Below are 25195 nucleotides of genomic sequence, written 5' to 3'. Positions count from 1 at the left end.
GGCAACGCCGCCCCTCACTCACCCCCCGGTGAGGCTCAGCCGCCGATGTCGGCCTGCGGCCCGGCGTACTTCGCCAGCAGCGCGGGAACGTCCGCCGCGGCGTCGAGGGTGTACGGGTAGAAGCTCTTCGGGTCGAAGGCGGAGCCGTTGGTCTGCTGCTTGCCCGAGGAGTTCTTGACGATGCTGCCCGACTGCTTGAGCTGGGCGGCCGACGTGTCGTTGTAGTACGGGTTCACGACGTTGTCGAAGTAGCTGTTCTCCAGAACCATCTTCGTGGCACCCCGGGACAGGTTGCCGTACGAGGTGATGTTCTGCATGTAGTTGTTGTAGAGGTGCGCGTACGCGACGTTGTCGGTGCTCGGGTTCCGCTGCACGGTGTTCCTGATCCAGTTGTGGTGGATCGTCATCCGCGACGTCACGTTGTCGGTCCAGCCGATGCCGAACGCCTTGTTGCCGGTGTCCAGGATGTTCCAGGACACGGTCAGGTAGGTGGTGTCCTTACGGCTGTCGATCATGCCGTCGTTCATCCGGGTGATCTTGTTGTGGTCGATCCAGATGTGGTCCGCGGTGTCCATCTGGATGCCGTCGTAGTCGTAGGTCTTGTCGTCCGGGTCGTCCTCGGTCATCTGGGTGTCCCGGATGGTGAGGTTCCGGATGATGACGTTCCTGACCCCGGAGCCGAGGAAGAAGCCGCCGCCGACGATCTCGCCGGTGGCGCCCGCGCCCACGATCGTCTTGTTCGACTGCACCTTGAGCTCGGTGCCCTTCGGGGTGATCGTGATGGCGCCGGCCACCTTGATCACGTACGGCTCGGTCGCGGTGACGTACCTGGTCAGGTCGGCGAGCGTCGTGACGGTGACCGTGGTCCCGGCCGCGCCGCCGGTGGTGCCGCCGCCGGTGGAGGCGAAACCGTCCGGGGTGGACGCCCAGGTGCGGCCGGTGGTTCCCCCGGAGACCAGGTTGAACGCGAACTGCTTGTTCGAGTTCGCGGTGCAGGTCTCCTGGATGATCGACGCACCCGAGGCGGTCGACGCGCCCTGGTCGGAGACGCACAGCCCGTTGCCCACGTTGACGATCTGGTAGGTGTCGGTGCCGGACGCCACCAGCTTCCACTGCTGGTTGGTCTGCGACGAGGCGCAACCCCACTGCTGCAACCGCTGACCCGAGGTGGTCGAGGCCGCCGGCACGTCGACGCACCTACCGCTGTCGACGTTCTGGATCAGAAAGTTGCTGCCCGCGGCGACCAGCTTGAACTGCTGCCAGGCGGCGCCGGCGGTGCAACCCCACTGCTGGAGCAGCGCACCGTTGTCCTTCGACGCGGACGGCACATCGACGCACATGCCGCTCTTCTTCACGACCAGCTGGTAGGTGTTGCCGGCGGCCGGAGCGGCCGCCGCGCTCGACGGCATCATCGACCAGCCGATGAACCCGGTGGGCACGACCAGTGCGGCCGCGACGCCGAAAAGTGCCCGTTTACCGGACTTTCTCTCTGCCACTGCGGTCCTTCCTAACGTGCGGGGATGACGGCCGATCGGGGAGGTCGGCCGGTGTTCCTGTGCACGTAGATGCCGCGTCCGCAGGGCGACAACAAAAAATCGGGATCTTTTCCGGGGTACGGGAGACGCGCGCCGAAACGGGCCCGGCTCCCCCGGTCGCTCCGGATGGGCCGGAGAACCGTGGGAGCCGGTCGTTCGCGGGTCAGCGCCTGCGGTCGAGGACCGCCTGCTGGGCCGCCGCGTACTGCTCCCGGATCAACGGGACACTGTCGTCCTCGTACACCGCCGGGGTTGCCGCCGACCACGCGGGCGGAACGTCCCCGCCCAGGGCGACCCACGCGGCCTGGCGGGCCGCACCGTCGGCGACGTACTCACCGGGCGGCGGCACGACGACCGGCCGGCCGAAGAGCGCGGGCGCGATGCGGCGGACCGCCTCGCTGCGCGCCCCGCCGCCGACCAGGACGATCCGGTCGGCCACGGCGCCGGTCGCGACCAGCGCGTCCAGACCGTCGGCGAGCGCGCAGAGCATGCCCTCGACGGCGGCCCGGGCCAGGTGCGCCGGGGTCGACGTCCGGAGGGTGAGCCCGTGGATCGCGCCGGTGGCGTCCGGCCGGTTCGGGGTCCGCTCGCCCTCCAGGTACGGCACCAGGACCAGTCCGTCCGCGCCCGCCGGAGCGGACAGCGCGAGCCGGGACAGCTCGTCGTGGTCCACCCCGAGCAGCTTGGCCGCGGCGTCCAGGACCCGGGCCGCGTTGAGGGTGACCACGATCGGCAGGAACCGGCCGGTGGTGTCGGCGAACCCGGCCACCGTTCCGGTCGGGTCGTTCGGCGCCACCTCGGACGAGGCGAAGACCGTGCCGGACGTGCCGATCGAGACGATCACGTCACCGGGCAGCGCGCCGGTGCCGAGTGCGGCCGCCGCGTTGTCCCCGGCGCCCGGGCCCAGCGGAGCGCCGTTGGGCAGGTGACCGGCGATCCCGGTCGGGCCGAGCACCTCCGGAAGTTCCAATGATCGACCGAAACCGAGTTCCAGCAGGTCGTGCCGGTACTCGTTGGTCCTGGCCGACCAGTAGAGGGTGCCGCTGGCGTCACTGCGGTCGGTGCGGAGACCCGCCTTTCCACCGAGTTTCCAGGTCAGCCAGTCGTGTGGCAGGCAGACCGTGGACACCCGCGCCGCGTTCTCCGGCTCGTTGCGGGCCAGCCAGCGCAGCTTGGTGAGGGTGAAGCTGGCGACCGGCACGATGCCGACCGCGTCCGCCCACTTGTCGCCGCCGCCGAGCTCGTCGATCAGGTCGGCGGCCGCGCCGGCGCTGCGGGTGTCGTTCCACAGCAGCGCCGGCCGGACCACCTCGCCGTCGGAGTCCAGCACGACCATGCCGTGCTGCTGCCCGGCGACCGAGGCGGCGGCCACGTCGTCCAGGCCGCCGGCCTCCTCGATCGCCTGCTGGAGCGCGGCCCACCAGGCGTCCGGGTGCACCTCGGTGCCGTCCGGGTGCCCCGCCCGGCCCTGCCGGACCAGCTCACCGGTCTCGGCGTCGCGGATCACCACCTTGCAGGACTGGGTGGAGCTGTCGATCCCGGCCACGAGCGCCATGGTTAGCGGGCCCCGATGAGGTGCTCGATGGCGAGCTGGTTCAGCTTGACGAAGCCGTAGCCCTGGGCGCCGGCGGCGTCGGCGTCGAAGTCCTCGAACGCGCTGCGGTCGGCCAGCAGGTCGGCGTAGCCCTCGCCCGGGTTCAGGGTCGGCGTGCTCAGCTCGGCCACCTTGGACGCGGCCAGCGCGGCCTGCACCTCGGGGTCCGCGCGGAACGCCTTGGCCCGCTCCTTGAGCAGCAGGTACATCCGGATGTTGGCCTTGGCCGACTCCCAGACGCCGTCGAAGTCCTCGGTGCGCGAGGGCTTGTAGTCGAAGTGGCGCGGGCCCTCGTAGGCCGGGCCGCCGTCCGGGCCGTTCTCCAGCAGGTCGACCAGGGAGAACGCGCTGAGCAGGTCACCGTGGCCGAAGACCAGGTCCTGGTCGTACTTGGGGCCGTGCTGCCCGTTCAGGTCGATGTGGAACAGCTTCTTGTGCCACAGCGCCTGGGCGATGCCCTGGGTGAAGTTCAGCCCGGCCATCTGCTCGTGGCCGACCTCCGGGTTGATGCCGAACAGCTCGGGGCGCTCCAGCTCCTGCGTGAACGCGATGGCGTGGCCGGCGGTCGGGAGCAGGATGTCGCCACGGGGCTCGTTCGGCTTCGGCTCGATGGCGAAGCGGAAGCCGTAGCCACGGTCCTCCGAGTACTGCGCCAGCAGGTTGAGGGCCTCCCGGTAGCGGTCGAGCGCGGCCTTCACGTCCTTGGCCGAGTCGTACTCCGCACCCTCGCGGCCGCCCCACAGCACCAGGGTCCTGGCGCCCAGTTCCGCGCCGAGGTCCATCTGCCGCAGCACCTTGCGGACCGCGTACCGCCGGACGTTGCGGTCGTTGCTGGTGAAACCGCCGTCCTTGAACACCGGGTGGGTGAACAGGTTCGTGGTGATCATGGGGACGATCAGGCCGGTCTCGTCGAGCGCCTTCTTGAAGCCCGCGACGATGCCGTCCCGGGTCTGCGCGTCGGCGCCGAACGGCACCAGGTCGTCGTCGTGGAACGTGATGCCGTAGGCGCCGATCTCGGCGAGCTTGTGGACCGCCTCGACCGGGTCGAGCGCGGGCCGGGTCGCGTCGCCGAACGGGTCGCGGGCCTGCCAGCCGACGGTCCAGAGACCGAAGGAGAACTTGTCTTCGCGTGTGGCCTGTACGGACACGGGTTACCTCCCCGAAATTGTTTAGTGGTTGAATTATTTGGCCGGGGTATGGCACTGTCAAGGGCGTGTTGAGCCCTTCCACGGCACCGGTTCGCCAGGCAAGCGTGCGGGCCCATAATCTCGCACTGGTGCTGCAAACAGTCGCGAACAGCACAAATCAGCCATCTCGCGCGGCGGTGTCCACGGCCACCGGGCTCACCCGCGCGACCGTTTCCGCCCTCGTCGACGACCTGGTGGCGGGCGGCCTGCTGGTCGAGGTGGACCCACCGCCCCGCACCGGCGCGGGCCGTCCCGCGGTCGGGCTCACCCTCACCTCCACCGGCCCCGCCGGGCTCGGGCTCGAGATCAACGTCGACTACCTGGCCGCCTGCGTGGTGGACCTGACCGGCGCGGTGCGGCAGCGCTTCGTCGAGCACGCCGACCAGCGCCCCGCCGACCCGGCACAGGCCCTGGCAGCGCTCGGCGCACTGGCCGCCCGGGCCCGGCTCGCCGCCGAGGCGGACGGGCTGACCGTCGCCGGGGCGGCGCTGGCCGTGCCAGGCCTGGTGGCCGGCGGCGGGCTGGTCCGGGTGGCACCCAACCTCGGCTGGCAGGACATCGACGCGGTCGCCGAGCTGCACCGCGTACCGGAACTGGCCGACCTGCCCGTCACCGTGGACAACGAGGCCAACCTGGCCGCCCTCGGCGAACTGCGGGTGACCGGCGCCACCGGCCCCTCCGGCGACACCGGCGCCGGCCGGCCCCGGCAGGTCGAGAAGGCCTCGTTCCTGTACGTCTCGGGCGAGATCGGCATCGGCGCCGGGCTGGTCCTCGACGGCGAGCTCTACCGGGGCGTGCGCGGCTGGAGCGGCGAGATCGGGCACGTCACCGTCTACCCCGACGGGCGGCCGTGCCGCTGCGGCTCACGGGGCTGCCTGGAGCAGTACGCCGGCCAGGAGGCCCTGGAATCCGGGGAGCCACTCGCCGCGGCGGCGCTCGGGATCGCCCTGTCCGCGGTGGTCAACCTGCTCGACGTACCGGTGATCGTGCTCGGTGGGGCGTACGCCCCGATTTTCGAAGGGCTGCGGGAGGGCATCGAGGCCGAGCTGCGGCAGCGGGTCCTCACCTCGGGTCTCGCGGCGGTCGCGCTGCGCCCGGCGGCGCTCGGCGCGGACGCGGCCATGCGCGGCGCGGCGGACGCGATCATCCGGGCGGTCCGGGAGGATCCCGCGGCCTGGCTCCGTCGCTCTTCCCAGCGGTACGCGTAGAGCCGCGCCCACCGCACAGCGGCGGCCCCGGAACGGAAACGGCCGCCGCCCCGAGGGACGACGGCCGTTTCGGCGTTCGCGTCGGATCAGCTGACGCCGGTCCGGCTGCCGATCGCCTGGGCGAAGATGCCGGTGATCTTGGTGGGGTCCTCGGCCGGGAACACGCCGCTGCCCTTCACCACGTTGCTGATCTCCTTGAGCTCGTCCAGGTTGACGTCCGGGCCGACGGCGATGAGCACCAGCCGGATCGGCGTCTTCGGGTCCTGGGCCTTCTTGAGAGCGGCCAGGAGCTGCGGCCGGGTCATGCCGTCGGCGTTCTGGTTCTCACCGTCGGTGAAGAGGATGACCGAGTTCGCCTTGTTCTGGGCGTAGTTCGCCTTCACATGGTTGTAGGCGTCCAGGATCGTGTCGTAGAGACCGGTGCCGCCGTTCGTCGGGTCCAGTCGGCCGATCGAGTTCTGCACCTCCTCACGGGAGGTGGCCAGCGACTTGATCGGGACCAGCTGCTCCCACGGCTGCTTGCCCTTCAGCCGGGTGGAGAAGCGCCACACACCGACCGACCACTTGTTGCTGAACAGCGACAGACCAACGCTCGCCGCGGCCTGGGTGACCTGGGCACGGGACTTGCCACCGGCGGTCGGCACCGGGTCGCCCATCGAGCCGGAGACGTCGAAGACGGTGAGGGCCTGGCCGGGCTTGGTGAGGGCGATCCAGCTACCCACCACCTGGCTCAGCTCGGCACCGGTGACGCCACCCGCGGCAGCGCCGCCGTCCGCGGACTTGGTGGCCGAGGCGGTGACCGCCGGCGAGGCCTGCGGTGCGCCCATCGGGGCGTTGAAGGCCGCGCCGTAGGTGCCGTCCGGAGCCCGCAGACCGACCGCGGCCAGCGCGTCCTTGGCGCCGCTCTCGGCGAGCTGCTTGAGCAGGCCGTCGGCGGCCGCCGACTTCTGCTGGTCCACCACCTGCGGCATGATCGTGTACGGGTAGTCCAGCGGCGCCGGGGACGGCTCCAGGTAGATGGCGCTGAGCTGCACGGCCGGCCGCTGCGCGTTGTAGGCGACCACGTCCTCCTCGGAGAGCGGCGCGATGGCCACCGAGTCGGGGTTGGTGAGGTCGGCCGCCGACTTCGGGAACTTCGCCAACAGCTCCTCACGCAGCTTGAACTTGTTCTGCGACACGGCGGTCAGCGCGCGAGTCTTGGCCTGGAGGGCGGCGGTCGACGCGGTGCCGGTCGCCTGGTTCATGGCCACCAGGCTGGTCAGACCGGAGGCGTCCACAGTGGGGTCCATGATGCCCACCGAGAGCGGCTCGGCGGCGCTGAAGTTGCCGACCAGCTCGGCCCAGCCGATCTTCTTGTCCGGCCAGCCCATCTGCGTGGCGATCGGCTCGGGCGCGGCGAGCACGAGTGGGCTCTGCGCGACCGAGGTGACCTTGCTCGGCAGGAAGCCGGCGGCCTCCTGCTGCAGGCGCATAAGCCATGCCGACGAGTCCGGGATCCACACGTCGGGCACCTGGATCGCATCTGGTGCGGTGTCCAGACCCACGAGGGTTACCTGGTGGTCGCGGGATACGGCGCCGGCAATGGTCGACGAGACCTCCTCGGCGACGGTCACCTGAATACAGGTCCCGTCAACCTCGGCGCCCGCGGCGCTCCACTGCTTGGCGACCTGGTCGACGGCAGGGGCGATCTCAGGAGAAGCGGTGACGGTGAGGTTCACTGCTCCGGAGCACTCGGAGTCGGCTACCTGCTGGTAACCGATCCACGTCCCCGCAATTACGACGACTATCGCCATCGCACCTCCGACGACGCCCGCTCCCTTGGAGTTGAAGTTTCTACGATGGCGGCCAGACACGCGCTCCATAGTGCGCATGTCCGAAGCTGAATGCCATATACGTTCGGACGAAAATTACTCGGATTGGCGCTTCCTGATCTAGAAAACACGGAGCGTGTTGGCGCCGTTCCGATCGGTATCGAGATTGACCTGCGGCGTGCCGGGTTTGTCCCACGGAATCACCGACACGCCGCAATGCCTGATCTAACCTATGACCTGATCACTACCGGATTCCAGCGATGCAGGCAGGTTGGCGTCGGTTCGCCGGTCGGTTCACCTTGGATTCCGGGAATTCCGGTGTCCGGGTCGATGCGGAAAACGGTCACACTGTGTGAACGCTGATTGGTTACATAGAGGTGATCTCCAAGCAGGACCATGTGCCTCGGCCACACCCCTCCGGTGGGCACCTCGGCGACCAGCGTGGCCTGCTCGCCGTCCCAGGAGAAGACCGAGACGGTGTCCGGCCCCCGGTTCGCCACATAGACGAACCTGCCGTCCCGGCCCATCGTGATCTCCGACGGGTAGACCGCGCCGGACGACGTACTCGACGGCGTCTCGCCCCACGATTCGAGCGTGGGGCCACCCGCCGGGCGGTACCAGGCAAGGTTCCCGGTCAGCTCGCCGACCACCAGCAGGGCGCCGTCGGCCGAGTGGAGCATGTGCCGCGGGCCGGTGCCCGGCTTCGCCTCCACGGCGGGCTCCGGAAGGCTCAGCCGGCCCGAGTTGGGGTCCAGCCGGGAACGCCACACCCGGTCCGAGCCCAGGTCGGAGATCAGCACGCCGGGGCCGTTGCTCTCCGGAACCACCTGGTGGGCGTGCGGTCCGGCCTGACGCTCCGCGTCCGGCCCGCCGCCGGTCAGCGTGAGCAGATCGCTGCGCTCTCCGGGGGCGCCTTCGGCGTCGAGAGGGTGTACGGACACCGAGCCGCTCGAGTAGTTCGCCACCACGAGGTGCCTGCCGTCCGCCGTGACGGCCAGGTGGCAAGGGTCCGAGCCGCCGGTCGGGCGGACCGCCAGCGGGATCAGCGAGCAGTCCGGGGCCACCGTGAAGGCCGAGACGCTGCCCTGGTCCAGCTCGTTCACGGCGTACAGGACCGGGAGTGTGGGGTGCTGTGCCAGAAAGGAGGGTGACGGGGTGCGCGCGGCCAGCCCGAGCCGGATCAGATCCCCGGTCGCCGGGTCACGCCGCAGCAGCGTGATGCCGTCACCCTCACCTCCCTTGTCACCGGTGTAGCACCCGACGAAGACGTATTCATCGCTGGAACCCATGCCCCGATCCCACCACAGAACCGGGTCTTCGCACGGCAGCACACCGCCGGCGGCGGCGCGGACCCCCGTTGTCGCCCGCGCTGCCGACGGCGGTGTTCCGCGGGTCAGCCCTTCAGCATCTCGTAGACGTCGGCCGGAGCGGCCACCCCGTCGGTCGGGGCGGTCACCGGGGCGACGGTGCCGTACTGGTCGTAGACGACCTCATAGGTGGCGGCCTTGGCCTTGCCGGCCGCCGGGATCTTGACGAGCGCCCTGGTGATCCGGCCCTCGGCGTCCAAGGTCAGCTCCAGCGGCACGGTCTTGGCCTGCTCGCCCAGCGCGGCCAGGGTGTCGGCGTCGACGATCTCGGCCTCGGTGGACCCGGTCAGGTCGGTGGTGCCGGCGTAGACGCCCTTGCCGGTCTCCTTGAGGTCCGCGGCGGCCCGCAGCAGGTCGCTGACGTAGCCGGGGTCGGACTCACCCTGGTAGGTGAAGTCCTCGCCGGAGTCCGCGGCGAGCTTCTTCTGGTCCAGCTTCATCCACTTCTTCGGCAGCTTCGGCAGACCGGAGTCCGCTCCCGCGTTCTTGAAGGCGATCTTGGTCCAGGCTTCGTCGCCGACGATCAGGAACTTCATGCTCAGGGTGATGTCGCTGTCCGGGATCTTCTCCTGGGCCTCGGTGGTGAGGGCCTTGTGCGGGCCGTCGACCACACCGGAGAGCGGCTGCTGGCCGCCCTTGATGGTGTAGCGGAACACCGGGGACTCGGTGGTCGGCACACCCTCGGCCAGAGTGGTGGCCGCGGAGACCTGCGCGACCGTCTCCTCGACGGCCTCGCCCACGCCGCAGCCGGTCAGCGTCACGCCGACGATCAACAGGGTGCTCGCTGTCCTGGTGAGAACGTTCATCGCTTCGTCTTTCTCCGAACGTGCGGGGTTGATGGGACGAAGCCTCCGGAAGACGGCTGCCGATGTGCTGCGGCTATGCTGCTGCCGGCTGCGGTTTTGCTGCCATGGGGGAAAACTGCTGCTCAACAGGGGGGTGCTGGGGTGACGATGCACCCGGCGACCGACCCGCTGCGGTTCGAGATCCTGGGTGCCGTTCGCGCGATCCGGGACGGCGCGCCGCTCGATCTGGGGCCGGCGAAGCAGCGCGCGGTCCTGGCCGTCCTGCTGCTCAGCCCAGGCAGGCCGGTGCCGGTCCACCGCATCGTGGACGCGGTCTGGGGTGACGTCCCCCCGGAGAACGGCACCAACGTGGTGCAGAAGTACGTGGCCGGCCTGCGCCGGGTGCTCGATCCGGACCGCTCACCGCGTACCCCCGGCGAGCTGATCGCACTGACCGACGGTGGGTACGTGTTGCACGCCGGCGCCCTGGACACCGAGGACTTCCGGACCGGACTGGCCCGGGCCGACGCGGAGCGGCGTGGCGGCGACCTCGAGGAGGCCGCCCGCCGGGCCCGGATCGCGCTCGACCTGTGGCGTGGCGAGGCGCTCAGCGGCCTCACCGGGGGTGTCTTCGAGGCGGCCCGGCTCCGGCTGAGCGAGGAGCGGGCCAGCGCCTGGGAGCTGTGGGCCGAGATCGAACTGTCCCGGGGCGGGTTCGCCGGCCTGGTCTCCGAACTGTCCCGTCTGGTGCAGGAGTTCCCGCTGCGCGAGGGCCTGCGGGCACAGCTGATGATCGCGCTGTACCGCAGCGGGCGGCAGGCCGAGGCGCTGGCCGCGTTCCGGGACGCCCGGGAGTACTTTCTGGACGAGCTGGGCGCCGAACCCGGCGAGCGGCTCCAGGAGACGCACCGGCGGATCCTGCGCAACGAGCCGTTCTACGCCGAACCGGTCGACCCGTGGGCCGACCGCGCCGAGCCGACGCCACCGCCGTCGTCCCCGGCGCCACCACCACCCCCGCCGCCGCCGGCCGCCGATCCGGTGTCGGTGCAGCCGTGGTCACCGGCGCCGTACGCGCCCGCGATCCCGCACCAGCCGCCGGCCCCCGCGTGGCCGCCGCCGGCCGTGATGCCGGGACACCTGATGTCCCCGCGCCGGACCGGCATCCCGGTGGTCGAGGCCGTGGTGGCCGGGGTCCTGCCGGTGGTCACGTGCTCGATGGCCAGCTGGGCCTACTTCGTCTACGCGGCGTTCCAGCGGCGCACCCTGCGGGACGTGCTCACGGCGGTGTTCTACGTGACCGCGTACCTCACGGCGATCTTCTTCCTGGCGATCGACCCGAGCGACCTGGAGAGCGAGACCACCAGCGCGGCCGAGGACGTCGGGTTCACGCTGATGTTCCTGATCATCCCGGTCGCCGCGGTGCACGGCGCGATCCTCGCCTGCCATCCCGGCGACAACCGGGGCGCCCGCACCCGGCGGCAACTGGCCCGGCAGTTCGCGGCGATCCACCCGGACGGCGCCCGGCAGGCCGGGATCGGGCGGCCCGATCTGCTGCGTTCCTTCGACGACGGTGGACTGGTCGACCTGAACCACGTGCCACCGCAGGAGATCGCCCGGTTGCGCGGCGTCAGCCCGATCGAGGCGCACCGGATCGCCCTCGACCGGTACGAGCACGGGCCCTACCAGAGCCCGGAGGACCTGGCCCGGCGAGGCCTGCTGACCGACCGGACACTGCGCCGGATCCAGCCGTGGCTGATCTGCGTCCCGCCCGGGCAGGTCGCCCCGCCCTCCGCGATCCGCTAACGGCGGGCCGTGGCCGTCAGCTGACGGCGGGCCACGTACTCCACCAGCTCGATCAGCACGTTGCGGGCGGCCACCTGGTCGCGGGCGTCGAAGAGGACCACCGGGACACCCGGGTCCAGGTCGAGGGCCCGGGCCACCGCCTCCGGGGCGAACCGGTGCTGCTCGTCGAAGCAGTTCACCGCCACCACGAACGGGGTGCCCCGCTGCTCGAAGTAGTCGATCGACGGGAAGCAGTCGGCCAGCCGCCGGGTGTCGGCCAGCACCACCGCGCCGAGCGCACCCTGGGACAGCTCGTCCCACAGGAACCAGAACCGGTCCTGGCCGGGCGTGCCGAACAGGTAGAGCTGGAGGTCCTCGGTGATGGTGATCCGACCGAAGTCCATGGTGACCGTGGTGGTGGTCTTACCCTCCACACCGGAGATGTCGTCGGCCCCCTCCACCCCGGTGAGGACCTCCTCGGTCTGCAACGGGCGGATCTCACTGACCGACCCGACCATGGTGGTCTTGCCCGCGCCGAACCCACCGGCGATGAGGATCTTGAGAGCGACGGGGATGCGCGAAGAACCGTTACGGTCAGAGCGCACGGAGTCCATTGACAACCGCCTTGAGTACGTCGACGTCGTGCGGCTGCGACGCAGCCGGGGGTTCGTACAGCGAGATGAGACCCGCTGAGCGTAGATCACCGAGTAACACCCGGATCACACCGAGTGCCAGATCCAGTTGAGAGGCCAGCTCGACCACGGAGATCGGCTCCCAGGCCGCGGCCACGATGGCATGGTGCTCCGGCTGCAGGTGCTGACCGGGCGGCATGTCGGGCACGGTCGCCACGACGAACGCCACCAGGTCGAAGTCACAGTCAACCGGAGCGACGCGTCCCTGGGTCATCGCATAGGGACGCACCACCGGGCCCGCGTCGTTGTCCAGCCAGTCGTGAGTCACACGCGGCTGCTCAGAGGACGTCGGACGGCGTCAGCACCGACCGCTCAGGGGCGGCCATGGTCTGGCCCACCCGGGTGACCAGCATGGCCATCTCGTAGGCGATCAGGCCCAGGTCGGCGTCGGCGGAGGCCAGCACGGCCAGGCAGGCGCCCTGCCCCGCGGCCGTGACGAAGAGGAAGGCCTCCTCCATCTCCACCACCGTCTGCCGGACCTGACCGGCCCGGAAATGCCGGCTCGCCCCCTTGGCCAGGCTCTGGAAGCCGGCCGCCATGGCCGACAGGTGCTCCGCGTCCTCCCGGCTCATCGCCGCGGAGGCTCCCATCATCAGCCCGTCGGCCGAGAGCACCACCGCCTGCTGCGCGGTTGGCACCCGCTCGACCAGGTCGTCGAGGAGCCAGGTGAGATTCGCGCTCTGCTTCGTCTGTGCCACTTATGCGTCCTTCTCCAGCAAGAGGTTCTCCCCGGGACCTTCGGCGTGGTCGCCGCTCACGCCGACCTCCGGCCCGGATGGTGCGTTCTCGTTCTCCCCGGCCGTCGGGAGGGCCGGGAGACTGACGGTAGCCGCATCGTCGGGCGTCACATCGCTGGGAGCCTCGGCGTGTCCGGCGGCCGATTCGGCGCGGGCCGCGTCGACGCGGCCGCGGGTGGTACCGAGCTGTAGTGCGCTCATCAGCGTACGAGCCTGCTCGGCGCTGCGAGCCGGTGCGGTGGCCGGCGGCTCCTCAGCCGGCGGCGCCTGGCGCAACTGCGGTGCCAGGCTCGCCTGACGGACCCGGCGGGGCAGCCCGTCGTCGCCGGTCGCGCCGCCGGACAGGTCCGGCAGGGGTACGGTCGCCTCGACGTCCTCAGTCGACGGAGCGTCGGGATCCGGCGCCTCGAAAGCCGGCGCCTCGAGATCGGACACTCCGAGATCAGGGACGTCCGAGGCGGGCGGCGCGTCGAGAGCCGGCGGCCCCGAGTTGCGGGGCACCGCCCGGGGCGCGGCCGGCAGTCCGGCGGCCAGCTCGTCCAGTACCGACAGGTCGATCGTCTGGTCCGCGACGTCGGTGGGCGGGGCGGCCGGCGGTGGGGTGGTCTGCTTCCGGGTGCGCCTGCGCTGCACCAGGCCCTCGGCGCTCAACTCCGCCGCGACCGTGCTCGCTGCCGGCCCGGTGAGCTCGGCGGCCGCCCGGTGGTGCCCGTTCACGGTGACGCCGTCGCGCGCCGGCTTCTCGTCCCCGACGGCGGCCCGGCGACCGGAGGTGGTGATCTGCTTCAGCTCGCCGCTGTCCTGCCACTGGAGTGCCGCGAGCGACCGGGACGGGTCCTCGGTGCCGGTGCCGACCAGCGGGCCGGGGGTGGAGCCGTTGGACGGGCGCCCACCGCCCGGTCCGCCGGTCACCAGGTCGCCGGGGATCAGCGCCACGGCGGTCACCCCGCCGTACGCCGACGCGCGCAGCGACACCCGGATACCGTGCCGGTTCGCGAGCTGGGCCACCACGAACAGGCCGAGCCGGGCGCTGTCCGCCGGGTCGAAGTCCGGTGGCTCGGCGAGGCGGCGGTTGGTCTGTTCCAGCGCCTCGGGCGACATGCCCAGGCCGCGGTCCTCGATCTCGACGGCGTACCCGTTCGGCAGCAACTGGCCGATGACCTGGACCCGGGTGTGCGGCGGCGAGTAGGAGGCGGCGTTCTCGATCAACTCGGCGAGCAGGTGGATCACGTCCCCGACCGCGCGGCCGAACAGAGCGGCCGTCGGGATCGAGCGGATGTCGACCCGCTTGTAGTCCTCCACCTCACTGATCGCGCCACGGACCACGTCGACCACCGGGACCGGGTTGCGCCAGCCCCGGCCGGGCGCCGCGCCGGCCAGGATGACCAGGTCCTCGGCGTGCCGCCGCATCCGGGTGGCCAGGTGGTCGACCCGGTAGAGGTCCTCCAGCTCCTGCGGATCGGTCTCCCGGCGCTCCATCCGGTCGAGCAGCGAGAGCTGACGGTGCAGCAGCGTCTGCGAACGCCGGGCGATGTTGAGGAACACCTCGTTGATGCCGCGCCGGACGTTCGCCTCCTCGACCGCGGACTGCACGGCCGTACGCTGAACGTCGTTGAACGCGTGGCCCAGCTGGCCGATCTCGTCGAGCCCGTACTCCAGCGGGGGTGTCTCCACCCCGACGTCGACGATCTCGCCGCGCTGCAGCCGCCGGACCACCGAGGGCAGGCGTTCCGAGGCCAGTTCCAGCGCGTCCCGGCGGAGCCGGATCAGGCGGCCCACGATCGAGCGGCCGAGACGGACCGAGACGTAGATCGACGCGCCCAGCGCGACCAGGCCGAGCAGGGCGCCGACCGCCAGTTTGCCGATGATGTCGATGGCGTACGGCGTGGCGTCCTCGGCCACGTCGTCGACCACCCGCATGGTGAAGTCGCGCATCTCCTGGGACACGAAGTCGTACTCGGCCTGCCAGGTCACGCCGTTCACCGGGGGCGGACCGCCGGCGTAACGCTCGGCGAGCAGCGCGTTGGTCAGCTCGTCGATCTTGACGAAGCTGGGGTGGGTGATCAGCCGGGAGTAGTCGCCCTTGGCCCGCTCGGGCATGTCCGCGACACCGGCGTTGATCAGGTAGCGGGAGGTCCCGACGTACAGGATCAGGGTTTCCCGGGTCTTGGCGTCGATCCGCCCCTCGGCGTTGGCGCCGGCCAGCAGGGCGTCGATCCGGCTCATGTACTCCAGGCCGCGGAAGGCGCTGATCAGGCCACGGACCTCGCGGTCGACACGATCGTGGAAGAAGACGGCCGCCGACCGGGAGACCTCGAACGCGGCCTCGATGATCCGGTCGAAGTCCTGCGCGGTGTAGAAGTAGCTGGTCTTCCGGTCGTCGACCTCCCGGCGGATCTGGCCGAGCTTGTCCAGCTCGACGAGCAGGGCGTCGACGCGGGTGGTGACGTCCTCGCTGGCGTCCGCCTTCCGGGCGGCGGTCCGCACCTCGCCGACCAGCCGGTCGGTCATCACCCGCTCCTGGGCCAGTTCGGTCCTCGACGGACGGGTGGTGGCCTGGTAGATGGCGGAGTAGTGGCGTTCGCGCTGCAACTGGCCGATCAGCCGCATCCCCGGGTCGCCGAGCGTGAGAACCGACTCGCGGGCGTCGAGCAGATGGTTGGCGGGTCCCGCGGTCACCGAGGTCGCGAAGATCCAGAGGGCCAGCACCGCGGACAGCGGCACCGCGACCATCGCGATGATCTTCGAACGGATCGACCAGTTACGGCTTCTCATCAGGCTCCGCCCGAGGGGTTCGGCAGGCAACGACCAGCGCGCCGCCCCGTGGTACCGGCCGGTCGGAGGGGGAACGACCGGCACACCCGTGGGCACGCTTGCGGAAGAATACGTAATGACGTCCGTCTCAGCTAGTTCCAGAAACCGCTCCAGCGGCCGTCTTCCTCCTGTTTGTCCAGGCAGAACGCCTCACGATCTTTTTCGCTAGATCGTCGGTCTTATGACAGTGGCGGCCCGGTGCGGGCTCGGACATCCCCTATTCGGCGCGGTGGGGATTGGCGCCTGGTATCGGGTGGGAATACAGGCGGTGGAAGAAGGAGGGACCTGATGTCCACCACCGCCACCATCGTCCTGATAGTCGTCGTCCTCCTGGTGCTGGCCGCGGTCGTGGCCGGTGTCCAGGCCGCGCGCCGCCGCCGCTTGCGGCAGACCTTCGGCCCGGAGTACGACCGTGTCGTCGCCGACACCGGCAGCCGCTCCGAGGCCGAGAAGGAGCTGCTCGAGCGCACCAGGCGGCACGCGAAGCTGGAGATCGAGCCGCTCTCCGCCGAGTCCCGGACCCGGTACTCCGCGGCCTGGGAAGAGGTCCAGATCCGTTTCGTGGACAGCCCGAAGGAGGCGGTGGCAACCGCCGACGAGCTGGTCACCCGCCTGATAGCCGAGCGCGGCTACCCGACCGGCGACTACGACGAGCGGCTCGCCGACCTGTCCGTGAAGCACGCCGCCACCCTGGAGCACTACCGCTCCGCCCACGAGATCAGCGTCCGCAGCCGGGACGGCCGGGCCGCGACCGAGGATCTGCGCCAGGCGCTCGTCCACTACCGCGCCCTCTTCGCCGATCTGCTCGGCGAGGAACCGGTCGCGCACACCACCCCGGCGTCCCGGCCGGCCGCCGAGGCCGCGCCCCGCACCGGAACCGCCCCCGAAACCGACGCCACCAGCCGCTGAGGAGCTCCGACGATGCGCTTCTTCTCGAACGAGGCCAACGAGACCGACGAGACCGACCAGACCGACAAGACCGACAAGACCGGCCAGGACCACCAGACCGACCAGGCCGTCAGGGAACACGACGGCGCCAACGGGGCCGCCTCGCGGCCGGTCCCGCAGCAGCGGGCCGGATCCCCGTGGCATCCGGACCCCGAACCGGACCAGCAGCCCGTCGCGGTGGGCACCTCCGCCGTCGACGACGACCCGGAGCGCACCGCCGCCTTTGCGGACGGCGCCGCCAAGGCCGACGCCGAGGCCGGCGCCGCCGAGGCGAAGGCCGACGCTCACCAGGACGACGTGCGGAAGGACGACGCCGCGGTGGACCAGGCGTTCGAGGACCGGGGCACCTTCGACGACCCGCACCTGACCCGGGAGACCGACTCCACCGTGGACGAGCCGCGACCGGCCACGGAAACGTTGCTCACCGGCCCGGTGGCACTCTTCCCGGGCGGCGACGTCGAGTCGCTGCGCGAGCGGTGGCGCGACATCCAGCTGCGTTTCGTCGACGACCCGAAGGCGGCCACCGGCGAGGCGGCCGGACTGGTGGACGAGGCGGTCGACAAGCTGGCCAAGGCACTGCGCGACCACCGCGGCTCGCTGTCCACCGGCACCGGCGAGACCGAGGCGCTGCGTGTCGAGCTGCGTAGCTACCGGGACATCCTGGACCGGCTGCTGGGCCTCTGACCGCCGCACACGATGAGGGGGAGCCGCGAACGGCTCCCCCTCATCGTGCCGACGGATCGGCGCCGGTCTCCGACTCGGAGCACTCGGGCGACGGCGACGGCGACGACACCGGCGCGGTGCTGGGCGACGGCCCGGCCGGTGAGGCGGGTGAGGCCGGCGACGACGGCGAGGACGACGGGGAGGCCCGCGGCGGGGACGGCTGCACCGGTTCGAGCGTCGTGGGGCTCGCCGGGGCGGCCTGCTTCCGCTTCACGGGCGCCGTGGACGTGGGCGGGGCGTACGGCGTGAACGGGTAGGTGGACACCGGATCGGCGGCCGGATCACCCGCGCCGGCGCCGCCGAAGTCCATGTCGACCCCGGGGAACTGCTCGTTCACCGGGGCGGGCCGCTGGCTGGGCGCCAGGTTCACCGCACCGAGCTGCGCGCCGAGCCACAGGGCGGGACCCAGTCCGACCGACACGATCGCCCCGAAGAGTGCCAACGGACCTCGTTCCATGACGGCCCCTCCCCCGCGTCCGAGACGATCGTCGCGCCTCACTCCGGCACCTGCTACCCAATTCGGACGGCGGCGAAGCAAACAATCGCTGGAGTTATTGTGACCCAAAGTGACGTAACGGTTGCGGATTCGTCGGACAGGCGACTCGGGTCAGCGGGTTCCGGCCAGGAAGATGACGGCCTCGTCCCAGGCCGCCCAGCCTCCGGGCAGCTCATCGGCGTCGAGGGCGGGGCGCAGGGACAGGTTGCCGCCGTCCCGCAGGCCGAGGACCCACCCCTTTCGCCGTCCGGGTAGGACGGTCACCCCAGCCACGTCGGCGAACGGCACGAAACGGCGTGCCTCCTGATCGGAATCGGGCTCGACGGGCGGCTCGGCACCGGCCGGGACACCGTCGGCCGCGATCCGGGTCAGCCGGCGTTTCGCCTCGACGCCCCGGCCCCGCGGCAGCCCCGGCACCAGCAGCAGGCCCAGGTCGGTGATCAGCAGATCGGTACGCGTGCCGTCCGCGGACAGGTTGACCAGCCCGCCGAGTACCCGGGCGCGGGCCGAGGCGCGCTGGTCGGCCCGCGCCGCCAGGTCGAAGCCGTTCTCGGTCAGATAGGTCCGGACCGCCTCGGTGGTCTCCGGGTCGGCGGCCGCGGCGGCGAGTTCGGCGAGGTTCAGGTTGGCGCCGTCGACGGCGACCACCTCGGCCGCGCCGGTCCAGCTGTGCCGCCAGCGGGCAACGCCGCCGCGCAGTGCGGCCAGGGCCAGCATGAGCCCGAGCAGGTCGACGATCCGCGCGGTGATCTCCTCCGGTGACGTGTCCGGGAAGACCGCGCCGGCCGCGGCACGCAGCCGGCCGTCGGCGACCAGGGTGAGCAGATGCGCGGCGTCCGGAACGGCCGCGTCCGAGGCGCGCGAGATCGCCGCGAGGGCGGCTTCCGCTTCCCGCTCCATCTCGGTGGTACGGGCGAAGCTGAGGCATTCGTCCCAGCTGACCACGGTGCGCCCGCGCGGTGGGAAGGCCACCGCCTGGAGCGCCCGCCCGAGCGCGGGCAGATCGGGGACGAGCTCCTCGTCCGGTTCCGCGGGTTTCTCCTCGTCCGCGGCCTCCGAGGAGGGCGGCTCCCCGGACACGTCCTCCGAGGCGGACGGCTCCTCAGACGCGGAAGCGGGCGCGGCATCGGAAGCGGTATCGGAAGAGGGCGCGGACGCGGTATCGGAAGAGGCTGGGGAGGGCCGCGGGGTCAGGGCCGCCACCCGCTCGGCCAGCGGCGGATGGGTGTCCCACGGCCCGCTCGGCTCCGGCTCGGTGGCCCGCAGCATGCTCATCTCCACCGGCCGGGCGGCCAGCACCCGCAACAGCCCGCCGAACACGTCATCCGGCACGTAACCGGCCTGCCAGCCCGGCCCCACGTATTCGGCGTGGAACAGGCGCTGCATCCCGGCCAGCGCGGGCATGTCCCGCAGTGCGGCCACGGCGTCCGCCACCCCGGCGTGGTCGGCCGCGATCCGGTCGGCGGCCAGTTCCTGGGCGCGGCTGAACGGGGCGTCCATCCGGCGGTAGAACCCCGCGTACGCGCGGAGCACCGCCCCGGCCGGATTGCGCCGGGAGATCCGGGGCGCGGTCCGGCCGACCGCGACCCGGCCGCGGTAGGCGAGCGGCGCCCACCGGCCGAGTTTCGGCGAGCCGTGTGCCAGCTCGTGCGCGACCACCGCCCGGAGCCGGGCCGGCGGGAGCGCCTGGAGCAGCGGCAGGCCCAGGTAGAGGTCGCGGCGCCCGCCGATCAGGCCGAGCACCCGGGTGCGCTCGCCGAGGGCCGCGGTGGCGTCGGCGACCACGGTGACCCCGTCCGGCGGGCGGACCCCGGCGGCCGCGGCGGCGCCGTCGATCAGCTCCCACAGTTTCGGGGCCTGCCCGCGGGTGACCGCCACCCCGGCCGGGGTACGCCGGCGGGTGTGCAGGGCCCGCCAGGTCTCGTACCCGAGGGCGCCGACGGTGGCGATGCTCAGCGGCACCCCGGCCCGCAGCGCGACGGCGCCGGGCAGCACCGACAGGATCGTCCAGAGGAGCAGCAGAACGGCGGCGAGCTGGAGCCCGGCGACGACCGGGAACCCGGCCAGCGCGATGGCCGATCGCGCCGCCACCGGTGGTGCATTCCTACTCAAGCCGCACTCCTCCCACAGATCGGCCACCCAGCGTAGGGCCAAAACCGTACGTAACCGTTTCGTGTCCGGACTGCTGGTTATACGGAGCGGTATGGCTGACCTCGATCAGACACTGGCCGTCGCCCTGAAGGGGTACGCGTGGCTGCCGGATCTGCGCCGCCGGGCGGGTGGTGGCGCGGTGCGGACCCGGGTGCTGGGCCGGCCGGCCGTCGGCATCTGCGGCCCGTCCGCGGCGCAGTTCTTCTACGGCACCGGCAACCTGGAGCGGCACTCGGCGCTGCCGGATCTCGCGGTGCGGACCCTCTTCGGCGCAGGCGGGGTGCAGACCCTGGAGGGGAGGGCGCACCGGCGCCGGAAGGCGCTGTTCACGTCGCTGCTGATGGACGACGGCGTCGACCGGCTGGCCGAGCTGGCCGGGGAGGCATTCGACGCGGCCGCCGAGCGGTGGCGGGGCGGTCCACCGGTGCGGCTCTTCGACGAGTCGGCCCGGGTCCTCGCCTCCGCGGTGTCGCGCTGGGTGGGCGTACCCCTGAAGGAGCGTGAGGTGAACGCCCTGGCCAGGCATTGCGTCGCGATGGTCGACGGGTTCGCGACGGTCGGGCCGCGCACCGCGCGGGCGCTCGCGGCACGCCGCCGGGAGGAGAGGCGGTTTTCCAAGATCATTTCAACGGTACGGGCGAAGCCGCGCTCGGACACCGTCCTGTCCGCCGTGGCTCACCACACCGAGGACGGCGCCCGCCTGGATCCCCGGGTGGCCGCCGTCGAGCTGCTGAACATCATCCGCCCGGCGATCGCGGTGGCCTGGTACCTGGCGTTCGCGGCGCACGCCATGGACATGTGGCCGCGTCATCAGTCCCGGATCCGCTCCGGCAACGACGAGTACACCGAGGCGTTCGTGCACGAGGTGCGGCGGTTCTACCCGTTCGCCCCGTTCCTCGGCGGCCGAGCCGTCCGGGACGCCTTCTTCCAGGGCGAGCCGATCCCGACCGGGACGCTGGTGCTGCTCGACGTCTACGGGCAGAACCACGACCCGGAGCTGTGGCCGGAGCCGTACGCGTTCTCGCCGGCGCGGTTCCTGGGCCGGGAGACCGGCGACTTCGATTTCATCCCGCAGGGCGGCGGGGATCCCCGGACCGGGCACCGCTGCCCGGGCGAGCGGATCACCGTCGCGGTGCTCGGCACCCTGGTCCGGCGGCTCGCGGCGCTGGACCACTATCTGCCGCCACAGGACACCGCGATCGACCTGTCCCGGATCCCGGCGTTGCCCCGGGACCGGATCCAGATGGTCGTCCCGGAGTACGCGGCGATCCGCCCGGTCAGTGCCAGTCGATCTCGGGTGCTCGATGGAAGTTGATCCCGGCGGCGGTCCAGCGCGGCCCGAAGGCGGCCAGCCGCTCCCGGAACGACGCCCAGTCCCGGCCGCCGCGCGGTGACCACGCCACCTCGGCCACCGCGGGCAGCCGGGGGAAGGTCAGGTAGCGCACGTCGTCGACGCTGCGCAGGGTCTCCGACCAGAGCGGCGCCTCGACGCCGAGGATCGCCTCCTCGCCGACGCCGGGCAGCCGCTCCGCCGGGTCCCAGTCGTACGCCCGCTCGACCGTCAGATGCCCGGCCCAGTCCAGCCCGAGCGGGCTGCCGGCGTCGTACTTCATGTCGAGGTAGGTGCGGTCGGCCGGGGAGACGATGACGCGCCGGCCGGACGCCGCGGCCCGGGCCACCGCCTCGTCGGACTCCTCGATCCGCCAGAACTGCACGATCGCGTTCTCCGGCAGGTCGACGGCGGCGATCTCGTGCCAGCCGATGACGCTCTTGCCGTGGGCGGCCGGGATCGGCAGCACCCGCTCCAGGAAGGCGCGGTAGTCACCCGGCGGCGTGGCCATGCACTCGTCGCCGCCGATGTGCAGGTAGGGGCCGGGGGTCAGGTCGGCGACCGTCTTCAGGACGGCCTCGACGAAGGCGTACGTCTCCTCCTTGCCGGCCACCAGCGAGCTGTAGCCCACCTCGGCGTCGGTGCGCGGCGCGACCGGCTGCCCGTCGGCGGTGAGTTCGGGGTAGGCGACCTGCACCGCGTTCACGTGGCCGGGCATGTCGATCTCCGGCACCACGGTGACGAACCGGTCGGCGGCCCAGGCCACCAGGTCGGCGTACTCGGCGCAGGTCAGGAAGCCCGGCCCGGCCCCGTCCACACCGGTGCCCGGACCGCCGCCGACCTCGGTGAGCCGGGGCCAACCGGGGATCTCCAGCCGCCAGCCCTGGTCGTCGGTGAGGTGCAGGTGCAGGTGATTGATCTTGAACTGGACCAGCAGGTCGATGTGCGCCTTCACCTCGTCCGGGGTGAAGAAGTGCCGGGCCAGGTCGAGCATGGCGCCCCGGTAGGGGTACCGGGGACGGTCCTCGATGACACCGCCGGGCAGCACCGGGCCGAGCTGGCGCAGCGTCTGGACGCCCCAGAAGACGCCCGCCGGGGCGCCGCCGGCGAGGGTCACGCCGTCCGCGGTGATCTCCAGCCGGTAGCCCTCGGCGGGCAGTTCCCGGTCCAGGGTCAGGCGGATCGCGCCGTCGGCGGCCCGGGGCAGGCCCAGGTGCGCGGCGACTCGCTCCAGCTCCGGCGGCGCGCTGACGGCCGTACCGGAAACGATCGGAAACGTCGCGTCCGCGACCGGCCGCACCGACGCCGGCCGAGGGATAACATCGCCGAGTTGCACCGTCCGCTCGCTCACTCTGAAGATTGTAAACAGTTTCTCCATGACGATCACCACACGCTTCGCCACCAAGGGTGACGAGCAGTCGCTGCACGACCTGGCCGCCCGCACGTTCGGCCTGGCCTGTCCGCCCGGCACGGCGCAGGCCGACATCGACGCGTTCGTCGCCGCCCATCTGTCGGTGGAGAGCTTCGCCCGCTATCTCGCCGACCCGGGGCGGACCCTGCTGCTGGTGTCCGTCGACGATCACCCGGTGGGCTATTCGATGCTGGTCCAGGGCCCGATCGGCGACCCGGACGTGGCGGCCGTGGTGGACGCGCCGACCAGCATCGAGCTGAGCAAGTTCTACCTGGCGCCGGAGCGGCACGGCGGCGGCGCGGCGGCCGAGCTGATGACCGGCACCCTGGAGGCCGCGGCGAAGACCGGCGCGGCGACCTGCTGGCTCGGCGTCAACCAGCAGAACGAGCGGGCCGCCCGGTTCTACGCCAAGCACGGCTTCGAGGTGGTCGGGGTGAAACGGTTCCTGGTCGGCTCCGAGTGGCACGACGACCACATCCGGCAGCGGGACCTATCCTCCGTCCATGGCTGAGGTTCGGGCGGCGACCGGCTCCGACGTGGCGGCGATCCGCGACATCTGTACGCGGGGCTACCGGACCACCTATCCGGACCTGCTGTCGCCGGAGTTCATCGAGCGGATGCTCACCGAGTTCTACAACGCCGAGCGGGTGACCAGGGAGGTCACCGCGACTCCCCCGGGCTGGCTCGGCTACCAGGTGGCCGAGGAGGACGGCCGGGTGGTCGGCGCGGCCGGCGGCGGGCTCACCGCGCCGGGCGTGGGCGAGCTGTTCGTGCTCTACCTGGACCCGGACGAGCGCGGTCGCGGCCTCGGCACGCTGCTGCTGGACCGGATCACCGACCAGATCCGGGAGCTGGGCGCCACCGAGATGTGGGTGGCCGCGCTGGAGGGCAACGAGCTCGGCATCCCGTTCTACGAGGCGCGCGGCTTCCGCCCGGTGGAGCGGCGCCGTACCTACGGCTCCACCGAGGCCGACAACGCCTGGTCCTGGCGCTTCTCCCGGGGCATCTGAAGGATTCCGTGAACCCGATCCCGCGCTGCGGGCATCAACTGGTGTGAACGATCTGATGGACATCACCGACGACGTGCTGATCCGGGCATCGGTGCGGGAGCCGGAACAGTTCGCGCCGCTCTTCGACCGGCACGCGGTGGCGATCCACCGCTATCTCGCCCGCCGGATCGGGGCGCCCGCGGACGACCTGCTCGCCGAGACGTTCCTGATCGCCTTCCGCCGGCGCGAGTCCTACCAGCCGGTCGGGCTGGAGGTCCGCGCCTGGCTCTTCGGCATCGCCACCAACGTGCTGCACCGGCACGTCCGGCAGGAGGAGCGGCACTACCGGGCGCTGGCCCGGGCCGCCGGGGAGCAGCCGCGCCCGCACACCGACGACTCCGCCGACGACCGGGTGGACGCCGTGGCGCTGCGCGCCGACCTCGCCGCGGCCCTGGCGAGACTCAAGGCCCGGGACCGCGACGCGCTGTTGCTGCTCGCCTATGCCCAGCTCTCGTACGCCGAGATCGCGGCCGCCCTGGACATCCCGGTCGGGACCGTCCGCTCACGCATCAACCGGGCCCGCAAGGTGACCCGTGCCGTCCTCGCGCCCCTGGAGGTGGACAAGTGAACGACATCGAACTGCTCGACGCGTACGGCCCGGACGCGGCCCCGCCCTCGGACGCCGTGCTGAACGCGGCCCGCGCCCGGCTGCTCACCGAAGAGGCTCCCCGCCCCTTTTTCACCAGGCGCCTTCTCACCGGGCGCGTGGCGCTGGCCGGGCTGGGTCTGGCGATGGCCGTGGCGGCCGCCGGGGTCACCCTGCCCCGCCTCGGCTACCCGCCGGACCCGGCCCCCACCGCGACGACGGCCGCGGCCGGGCCGATCCGGCTGGTGGCGGCACGCGTCCCGGAGTTCCCGTACACGCTGTCCGGTCTCGGCGAGGCCACCTTCACCGCCAATCCCGGCGACCCGGTGATCGCGGTCTACCTGGCCGACGACGGCAGCGACGTCTACCTGACCAGCACGGACAAGGACTACGACCGGAAATTCCTGGGGATGGGCGAGCACGACGTCGAGGTGGGCGGCCGCCCGGGCCGGATCATCGAGCCCACCGGGTCGTCGGCCGACGGCAGCGCCCTGCCGCGGGTCCTGGTCTGGGAGCACCGGCCCGGCGAGTGGCTGCGCCTGACCGGTCAGGGCCGGTACGGCACCGACGAGGCGCTGATCGAGCTGGCCGGAAGGGTCGAGGACAAGCCGCAGCGGCTGCGTTTCGAGGTCACCGTGGGGCTCATCCCGGACGGCTGGGAGCTGGCCGCCTTCAAGGACGACAGCATCCTGATGTACCGCGATCCGGCCCATCCGGAGATCGACTTCCACGTGCAATGGGTGCCGGCGTCGGAGCCGCTCTTCCGGGACGAGGAGGTGCAGGACCTCCAGAGGCAGACGAAGGTGACGGTCCAGGGCCGGCCGGCCGATCTCTTCAAGACCGAGGAGTTCTGGATGGTGCAGGCACGGCTCGCCGACCGCTCGATCGTCCGGATCATGACGCCCCGGTCGTTCACCGCGGAGCAGGCGCTCGAGATCGCCGAGTCGGTCCGCCGCGCTGATTAGATTTTCATCGAGATTTATATAAGC

The 25195-nt window shown here is 71.6% G+C and carries 22 protein-coding genes; 9 read left to right on the top strand and 13 right to left on the bottom strand.

Going from position 1 to position 25195, the window contains the following annotated elements:
• Positions 1–35 precede the first annotated feature (35 nt).
• The 3 genes from BJ964_RS15390 to xylA form a co-directional block, all read right to left on the bottom strand.
• Positions 36–1496, bottom strand: a complete 1461-nt coding sequence (locus BJ964_RS15390) for an RICIN domain-containing protein (RefSeq protein WP_188121306.1) — start codon at positions 1494–1496, stop codon at positions 36–38.
• Positions 1497–1698: 202 nt separating this feature from the next.
• Entirely contained in the window at positions 1699–3090 is a 1392-nt protein-coding gene (gene xylB / locus BJ964_RS15385; protein WP_188121305.1) for a xylulokinase, read from the bottom strand.
• Between the two features lie 2 nt (positions 3091–3092).
• Positions 3093–4277 (bottom strand): xylose isomerase, encoded by a 1185-nt coding sequence (gene xylA, locus BJ964_RS15380; RefSeq protein ID WP_188121304.1) that lies wholly within the window; start codon positions 4275–4277, stop codon positions 3093–3095.
• A 128-nt stretch (positions 4278–4405) separates the two neighbouring features.
• Between xylA and BJ964_RS15375 the strand changes: the two genes are divergently transcribed.
• Positions 4406–5524, top strand: coding sequence for an ROK family protein (locus tag BJ964_RS15375; protein ID WP_407650806.1), 1119 nt, complete (start codon positions 4406–4408; stop codon positions 5522–5524).
• An 86-nt stretch (positions 5525–5610) separates the two neighbouring features.
• Here the strand turns inward: BJ964_RS15375 and BJ964_RS15370 are convergent, their stop codons facing one another.
• From BJ964_RS15370 to BJ964_RS15360, 3 genes are all read right to left on the bottom strand, one after another.
• Positions 5611–7317 (bottom strand): VWA domain-containing protein, encoded by a 1707-nt coding sequence (locus BJ964_RS15370; RefSeq protein WP_188121303.1) that lies wholly within the window; start codon positions 7315–7317, stop codon positions 5611–5613.
• A 248-nt stretch (positions 7318–7565) separates the two neighbouring features.
• Positions 7566–8624, bottom strand: coding sequence for a lactonase family protein (locus BJ964_RS15365; RefSeq protein ID WP_188121302.1), 1059 nt, complete (start codon positions 8622–8624; stop codon positions 7566–7568).
• Positions 8625–8728: 104 nt separating this feature from the next.
• Complete coding sequence (locus tag BJ964_RS15360; protein WP_188121301.1) at positions 8729–9508, bottom strand: hypothetical protein; 780 nt, start codon at positions 9506–9508, stop codon at positions 8729–8731.
• A gap of 147 nt (positions 9509–9655) precedes the next feature.
• On the opposite strand from BJ964_RS15360, the gene BJ964_RS15355 reads away from it, so the two are divergent.
• A complete protein-coding gene (locus BJ964_RS15355) occupies positions 9656–11290 on the top strand; it encodes a BTAD domain-containing putative transcriptional regulator (protein WP_229806860.1) in 1635 nt (544 codons plus the stop codon).
• On the opposite strand, the gene BJ964_RS15350 is transcribed toward BJ964_RS15355, so the two are convergent.
• The 4 genes from BJ964_RS15350 to BJ964_RS15335 form a co-directional block, all read right to left on the bottom strand.
• Complete coding sequence (locus BJ964_RS15350) at positions 11287–11883, bottom strand: GTP-binding protein (RefSeq protein WP_188121299.1); 597 nt, start codon at positions 11881–11883, stop codon at positions 11287–11289. The genes BJ964_RS15355 and BJ964_RS15350 overlap by 4 nt on opposite strands.
• Positions 11864–12175, bottom strand: a complete 312-nt coding sequence (locus BJ964_RS15345; RefSeq protein ID WP_229806859.1) for a DUF742 domain-containing protein — start codon at positions 12173–12175, stop codon at positions 11864–11866. Before BJ964_RS15345 ends, BJ964_RS15350 begins: the two co-directional genes overlap by 20 nt.
• A gap of 64 nt (positions 12176–12239) precedes the next feature.
• Positions 12240–12659: a roadblock/LC7 domain-containing protein gene (locus BJ964_RS15340; protein ID WP_188121297.1), complete on the bottom strand. Its 420-nt coding sequence runs from the start codon at positions 12657–12659 to the stop codon at positions 12240–12242.
• Positions 12660–15473: a sensor histidine kinase gene (locus BJ964_RS15335; RefSeq protein ID WP_188121296.1), complete on the bottom strand. Its 2814-nt coding sequence runs from the start codon at positions 15471–15473 to the stop codon at positions 12660–12662.
• Positions 15474–15800: 327 nt separating this feature from the next.
• Here BJ964_RS15335 and BJ964_RS15330 point away from each other — a divergent pair, with 327 nt between their 5' ends.
• Together BJ964_RS15330 and BJ964_RS15325 are read left to right on the top strand one after the other, a co-directional pair.
• Positions 15801–16421 carry a hypothetical protein gene (locus tag BJ964_RS15330; RefSeq protein WP_188121295.1) on the top strand — a complete coding sequence of 207 codons (621 nt, stop codon included), beginning with the start codon at positions 15801–15803 and terminating at the stop codon, positions 16419–16421.
• A 12-nt stretch (positions 16422–16433) separates the two neighbouring features.
• Complete coding sequence (locus tag BJ964_RS15325) at positions 16434–17144, top strand: hypothetical protein (RefSeq protein ID WP_188121294.1); 711 nt, start codon at positions 16434–16436, stop codon at positions 17142–17144.
• A gap of 40 nt (positions 17145–17184) precedes the next feature.
• Here BJ964_RS15325 and BJ964_RS15320 read toward each other — a convergent pair whose 3' ends face one another.
• Positions 17185–17640 carry a hypothetical protein gene (locus tag BJ964_RS15320; RefSeq protein WP_188121293.1) on the bottom strand — a complete coding sequence of 152 codons (456 nt, stop codon included), beginning with the start codon at positions 17638–17640 and terminating at the stop codon, positions 17185–17187.
• Positions 17641–17790: 150 nt separating this feature from the next.
• Positions 17791–19791, bottom strand: a complete 2001-nt coding sequence (locus tag BJ964_RS15315) for a M48 family metallopeptidase (RefSeq protein WP_223149557.1) — start codon at positions 19789–19791, stop codon at positions 17791–17793.
• Between the two features lie 91 nt (positions 19792–19882).
• Between BJ964_RS15315 and BJ964_RS15310 the strand changes: the two genes are divergently transcribed.
• Positions 19883–21145, top strand: a complete 1263-nt coding sequence (locus BJ964_RS15310; RefSeq protein ID WP_188121292.1) for a cytochrome P450 — start codon at positions 19883–19885, stop codon at positions 21143–21145.
• Here the strand turns inward: BJ964_RS15310 and BJ964_RS15305 are convergent.
• Positions 21108–22538 carry a beta-N-acetylhexosaminidase gene (locus BJ964_RS15305; RefSeq protein ID WP_188121291.1) on the bottom strand — a complete coding sequence of 477 codons (1431 nt, stop codon included), beginning with the start codon at positions 22536–22538 and terminating at the stop codon, positions 21108–21110. The genes BJ964_RS15310 and BJ964_RS15305 overlap by 38 nt on opposite strands.
• Between BJ964_RS15305 and BJ964_RS15300 the strand changes: the two genes are divergently transcribed.
• From BJ964_RS15300 to BJ964_RS15285, 4 genes are read left to right on the top strand one after another with little or no spacing between them, the layout of a single operon-like run.
• On the top strand, positions 22537–23082 hold the full coding sequence (locus BJ964_RS15300) for a GNAT family N-acetyltransferase (protein WP_188121290.1): 546 nt from the start codon (positions 22537–22539) through the stop codon (positions 23080–23082). The two genes, BJ964_RS15305 and BJ964_RS15300, sit on opposite strands and share 2 nt — an antisense overlap.
• Positions 23075–23581 (top strand): GNAT family N-acetyltransferase, encoded by a 507-nt coding sequence (locus BJ964_RS15295; RefSeq protein ID WP_188121289.1) that lies wholly within the window; start codon positions 23075–23077, stop codon positions 23579–23581. Before BJ964_RS15300 ends, BJ964_RS15295 begins: the two co-directional genes overlap by 8 nt.
• Before the next feature lie 55 nt (positions 23582–23636).
• Positions 23637–24188, top strand: a complete 552-nt coding sequence (locus BJ964_RS15290; protein WP_188126961.1) for an RNA polymerase sigma factor — start codon at positions 23637–23639, stop codon at positions 24186–24188.
• Positions 24185–25171, top strand: coding sequence for a hypothetical protein (locus BJ964_RS15285; RefSeq protein ID WP_188121288.1), 987 nt, complete (start codon positions 24185–24187; stop codon positions 25169–25171). Before BJ964_RS15290 ends, BJ964_RS15285 begins: the two co-directional genes overlap by 4 nt.
• Positions 25172–25195 lie beyond the last annotated feature (24 nt).

It is taken from the genome of Actinoplanes lobatus (assembly GCF_014205215.1).
Classification (GTDB): Bacteria; Actinomycetota; Actinomycetes; order Mycobacteriales; family Micromonosporaceae; genus Actinoplanes; species Actinoplanes lobatus.
This window is presented reverse-complemented; position numbering and strand designations above follow the sequence as displayed.

Coding starts and splice junctions, on each gene's coding strand:
- BJ964_RS15310 (WP_188121292.1), top strand. CDS start 19,883: ATGGCTGACCTCGATCAGACACTGGCCGTCGCCCTGAAGGGGTACGCG.
- BJ964_RS15345 (WP_229806859.1), bottom strand. CDS start 12,175: ATGACCCAGGGACGCGTCGCTCCGGTTGACTGTGACTTCGACCTGGTG.
- BJ964_RS15350 (WP_188121299.1), bottom strand. CDS start 11,883: ATGGACTCCGTGCGCTCTGACCGTAACGGTTCTTCGCGCATCCCCGTC.
- BJ964_RS15290 (WP_188126961.1), top strand. CDS start 23,637: ATGGACATCACCGACGACGTGCTGATCCGGGCATCGGTGCGGGAGCCG.
- BJ964_RS15365 (WP_188121302.1), bottom strand. CDS start 8,624: ATGGGTTCCAGCGATGAATACGTCTTCGTCGGGTGCTACACCGGTGAC.
- BJ964_RS15305 (WP_188121291.1), bottom strand. CDS start 22,538: ATGGAGAAACTGTTTACAATCTTCAGAGTGAGCGAGCGGACGGTGCAA.
- BJ964_RS15295 (WP_188121289.1), top strand. CDS start 23,075: ATGGCTGAGGTTCGGGCGGCGACCGGCTCCGACGTGGCGGCGATCCGC.
- BJ964_RS15360 (WP_188121301.1), bottom strand. CDS start 9,508: ATGAACGTTCTCACCAGGACAGCGAGCACCCTGTTGATCGTCGGCGTG.
- BJ964_RS15335 (WP_188121296.1), bottom strand. CDS start 15,473: ATGAGAAGCCGTAACTGGTCGATCCGTTCGAAGATCATCGCGATGGTC.
- BJ964_RS15355 (WP_229806860.1), top strand. CDS start 9,656: ATGCACCCGGCGACCGACCCGCTGCGGTTCGAGATCCTGGGTGCCGTT.
- BJ964_RS15370 (WP_188121303.1), bottom strand. CDS start 7,317: ATGGCGATAGTCGTCGTAATTGCGGGGACGTGGATCGGTTACCAGCAG.
- BJ964_RS15330 (WP_188121295.1), top strand. CDS start 15,801: ATGTCCACCACCGCCACCATCGTCCTGATAGTCGTCGTCCTCCTGGTG.
- BJ964_RS15320 (WP_188121293.1), bottom strand. CDS start 17,640: ATGGAACGAGGTCCGTTGGCACTCTTCGGGGCGATCGTGTCGGTCGGA.
- xylB (WP_188121305.1), bottom strand. CDS start 3,090: ATGGCGCTCGTGGCCGGGATCGACAGCTCCACCCAGTCCTGCAAGGTG.
- BJ964_RS15300 (WP_188121290.1), top strand. CDS start 22,537: ATGACGATCACCACACGCTTCGCCACCAAGGGTGACGAGCAGTCGCTG.
- BJ964_RS15325 (WP_188121294.1), top strand. CDS start 16,434: ATGCGCTTCTTCTCGAACGAGGCCAACGAGACCGACGAGACCGACCAG.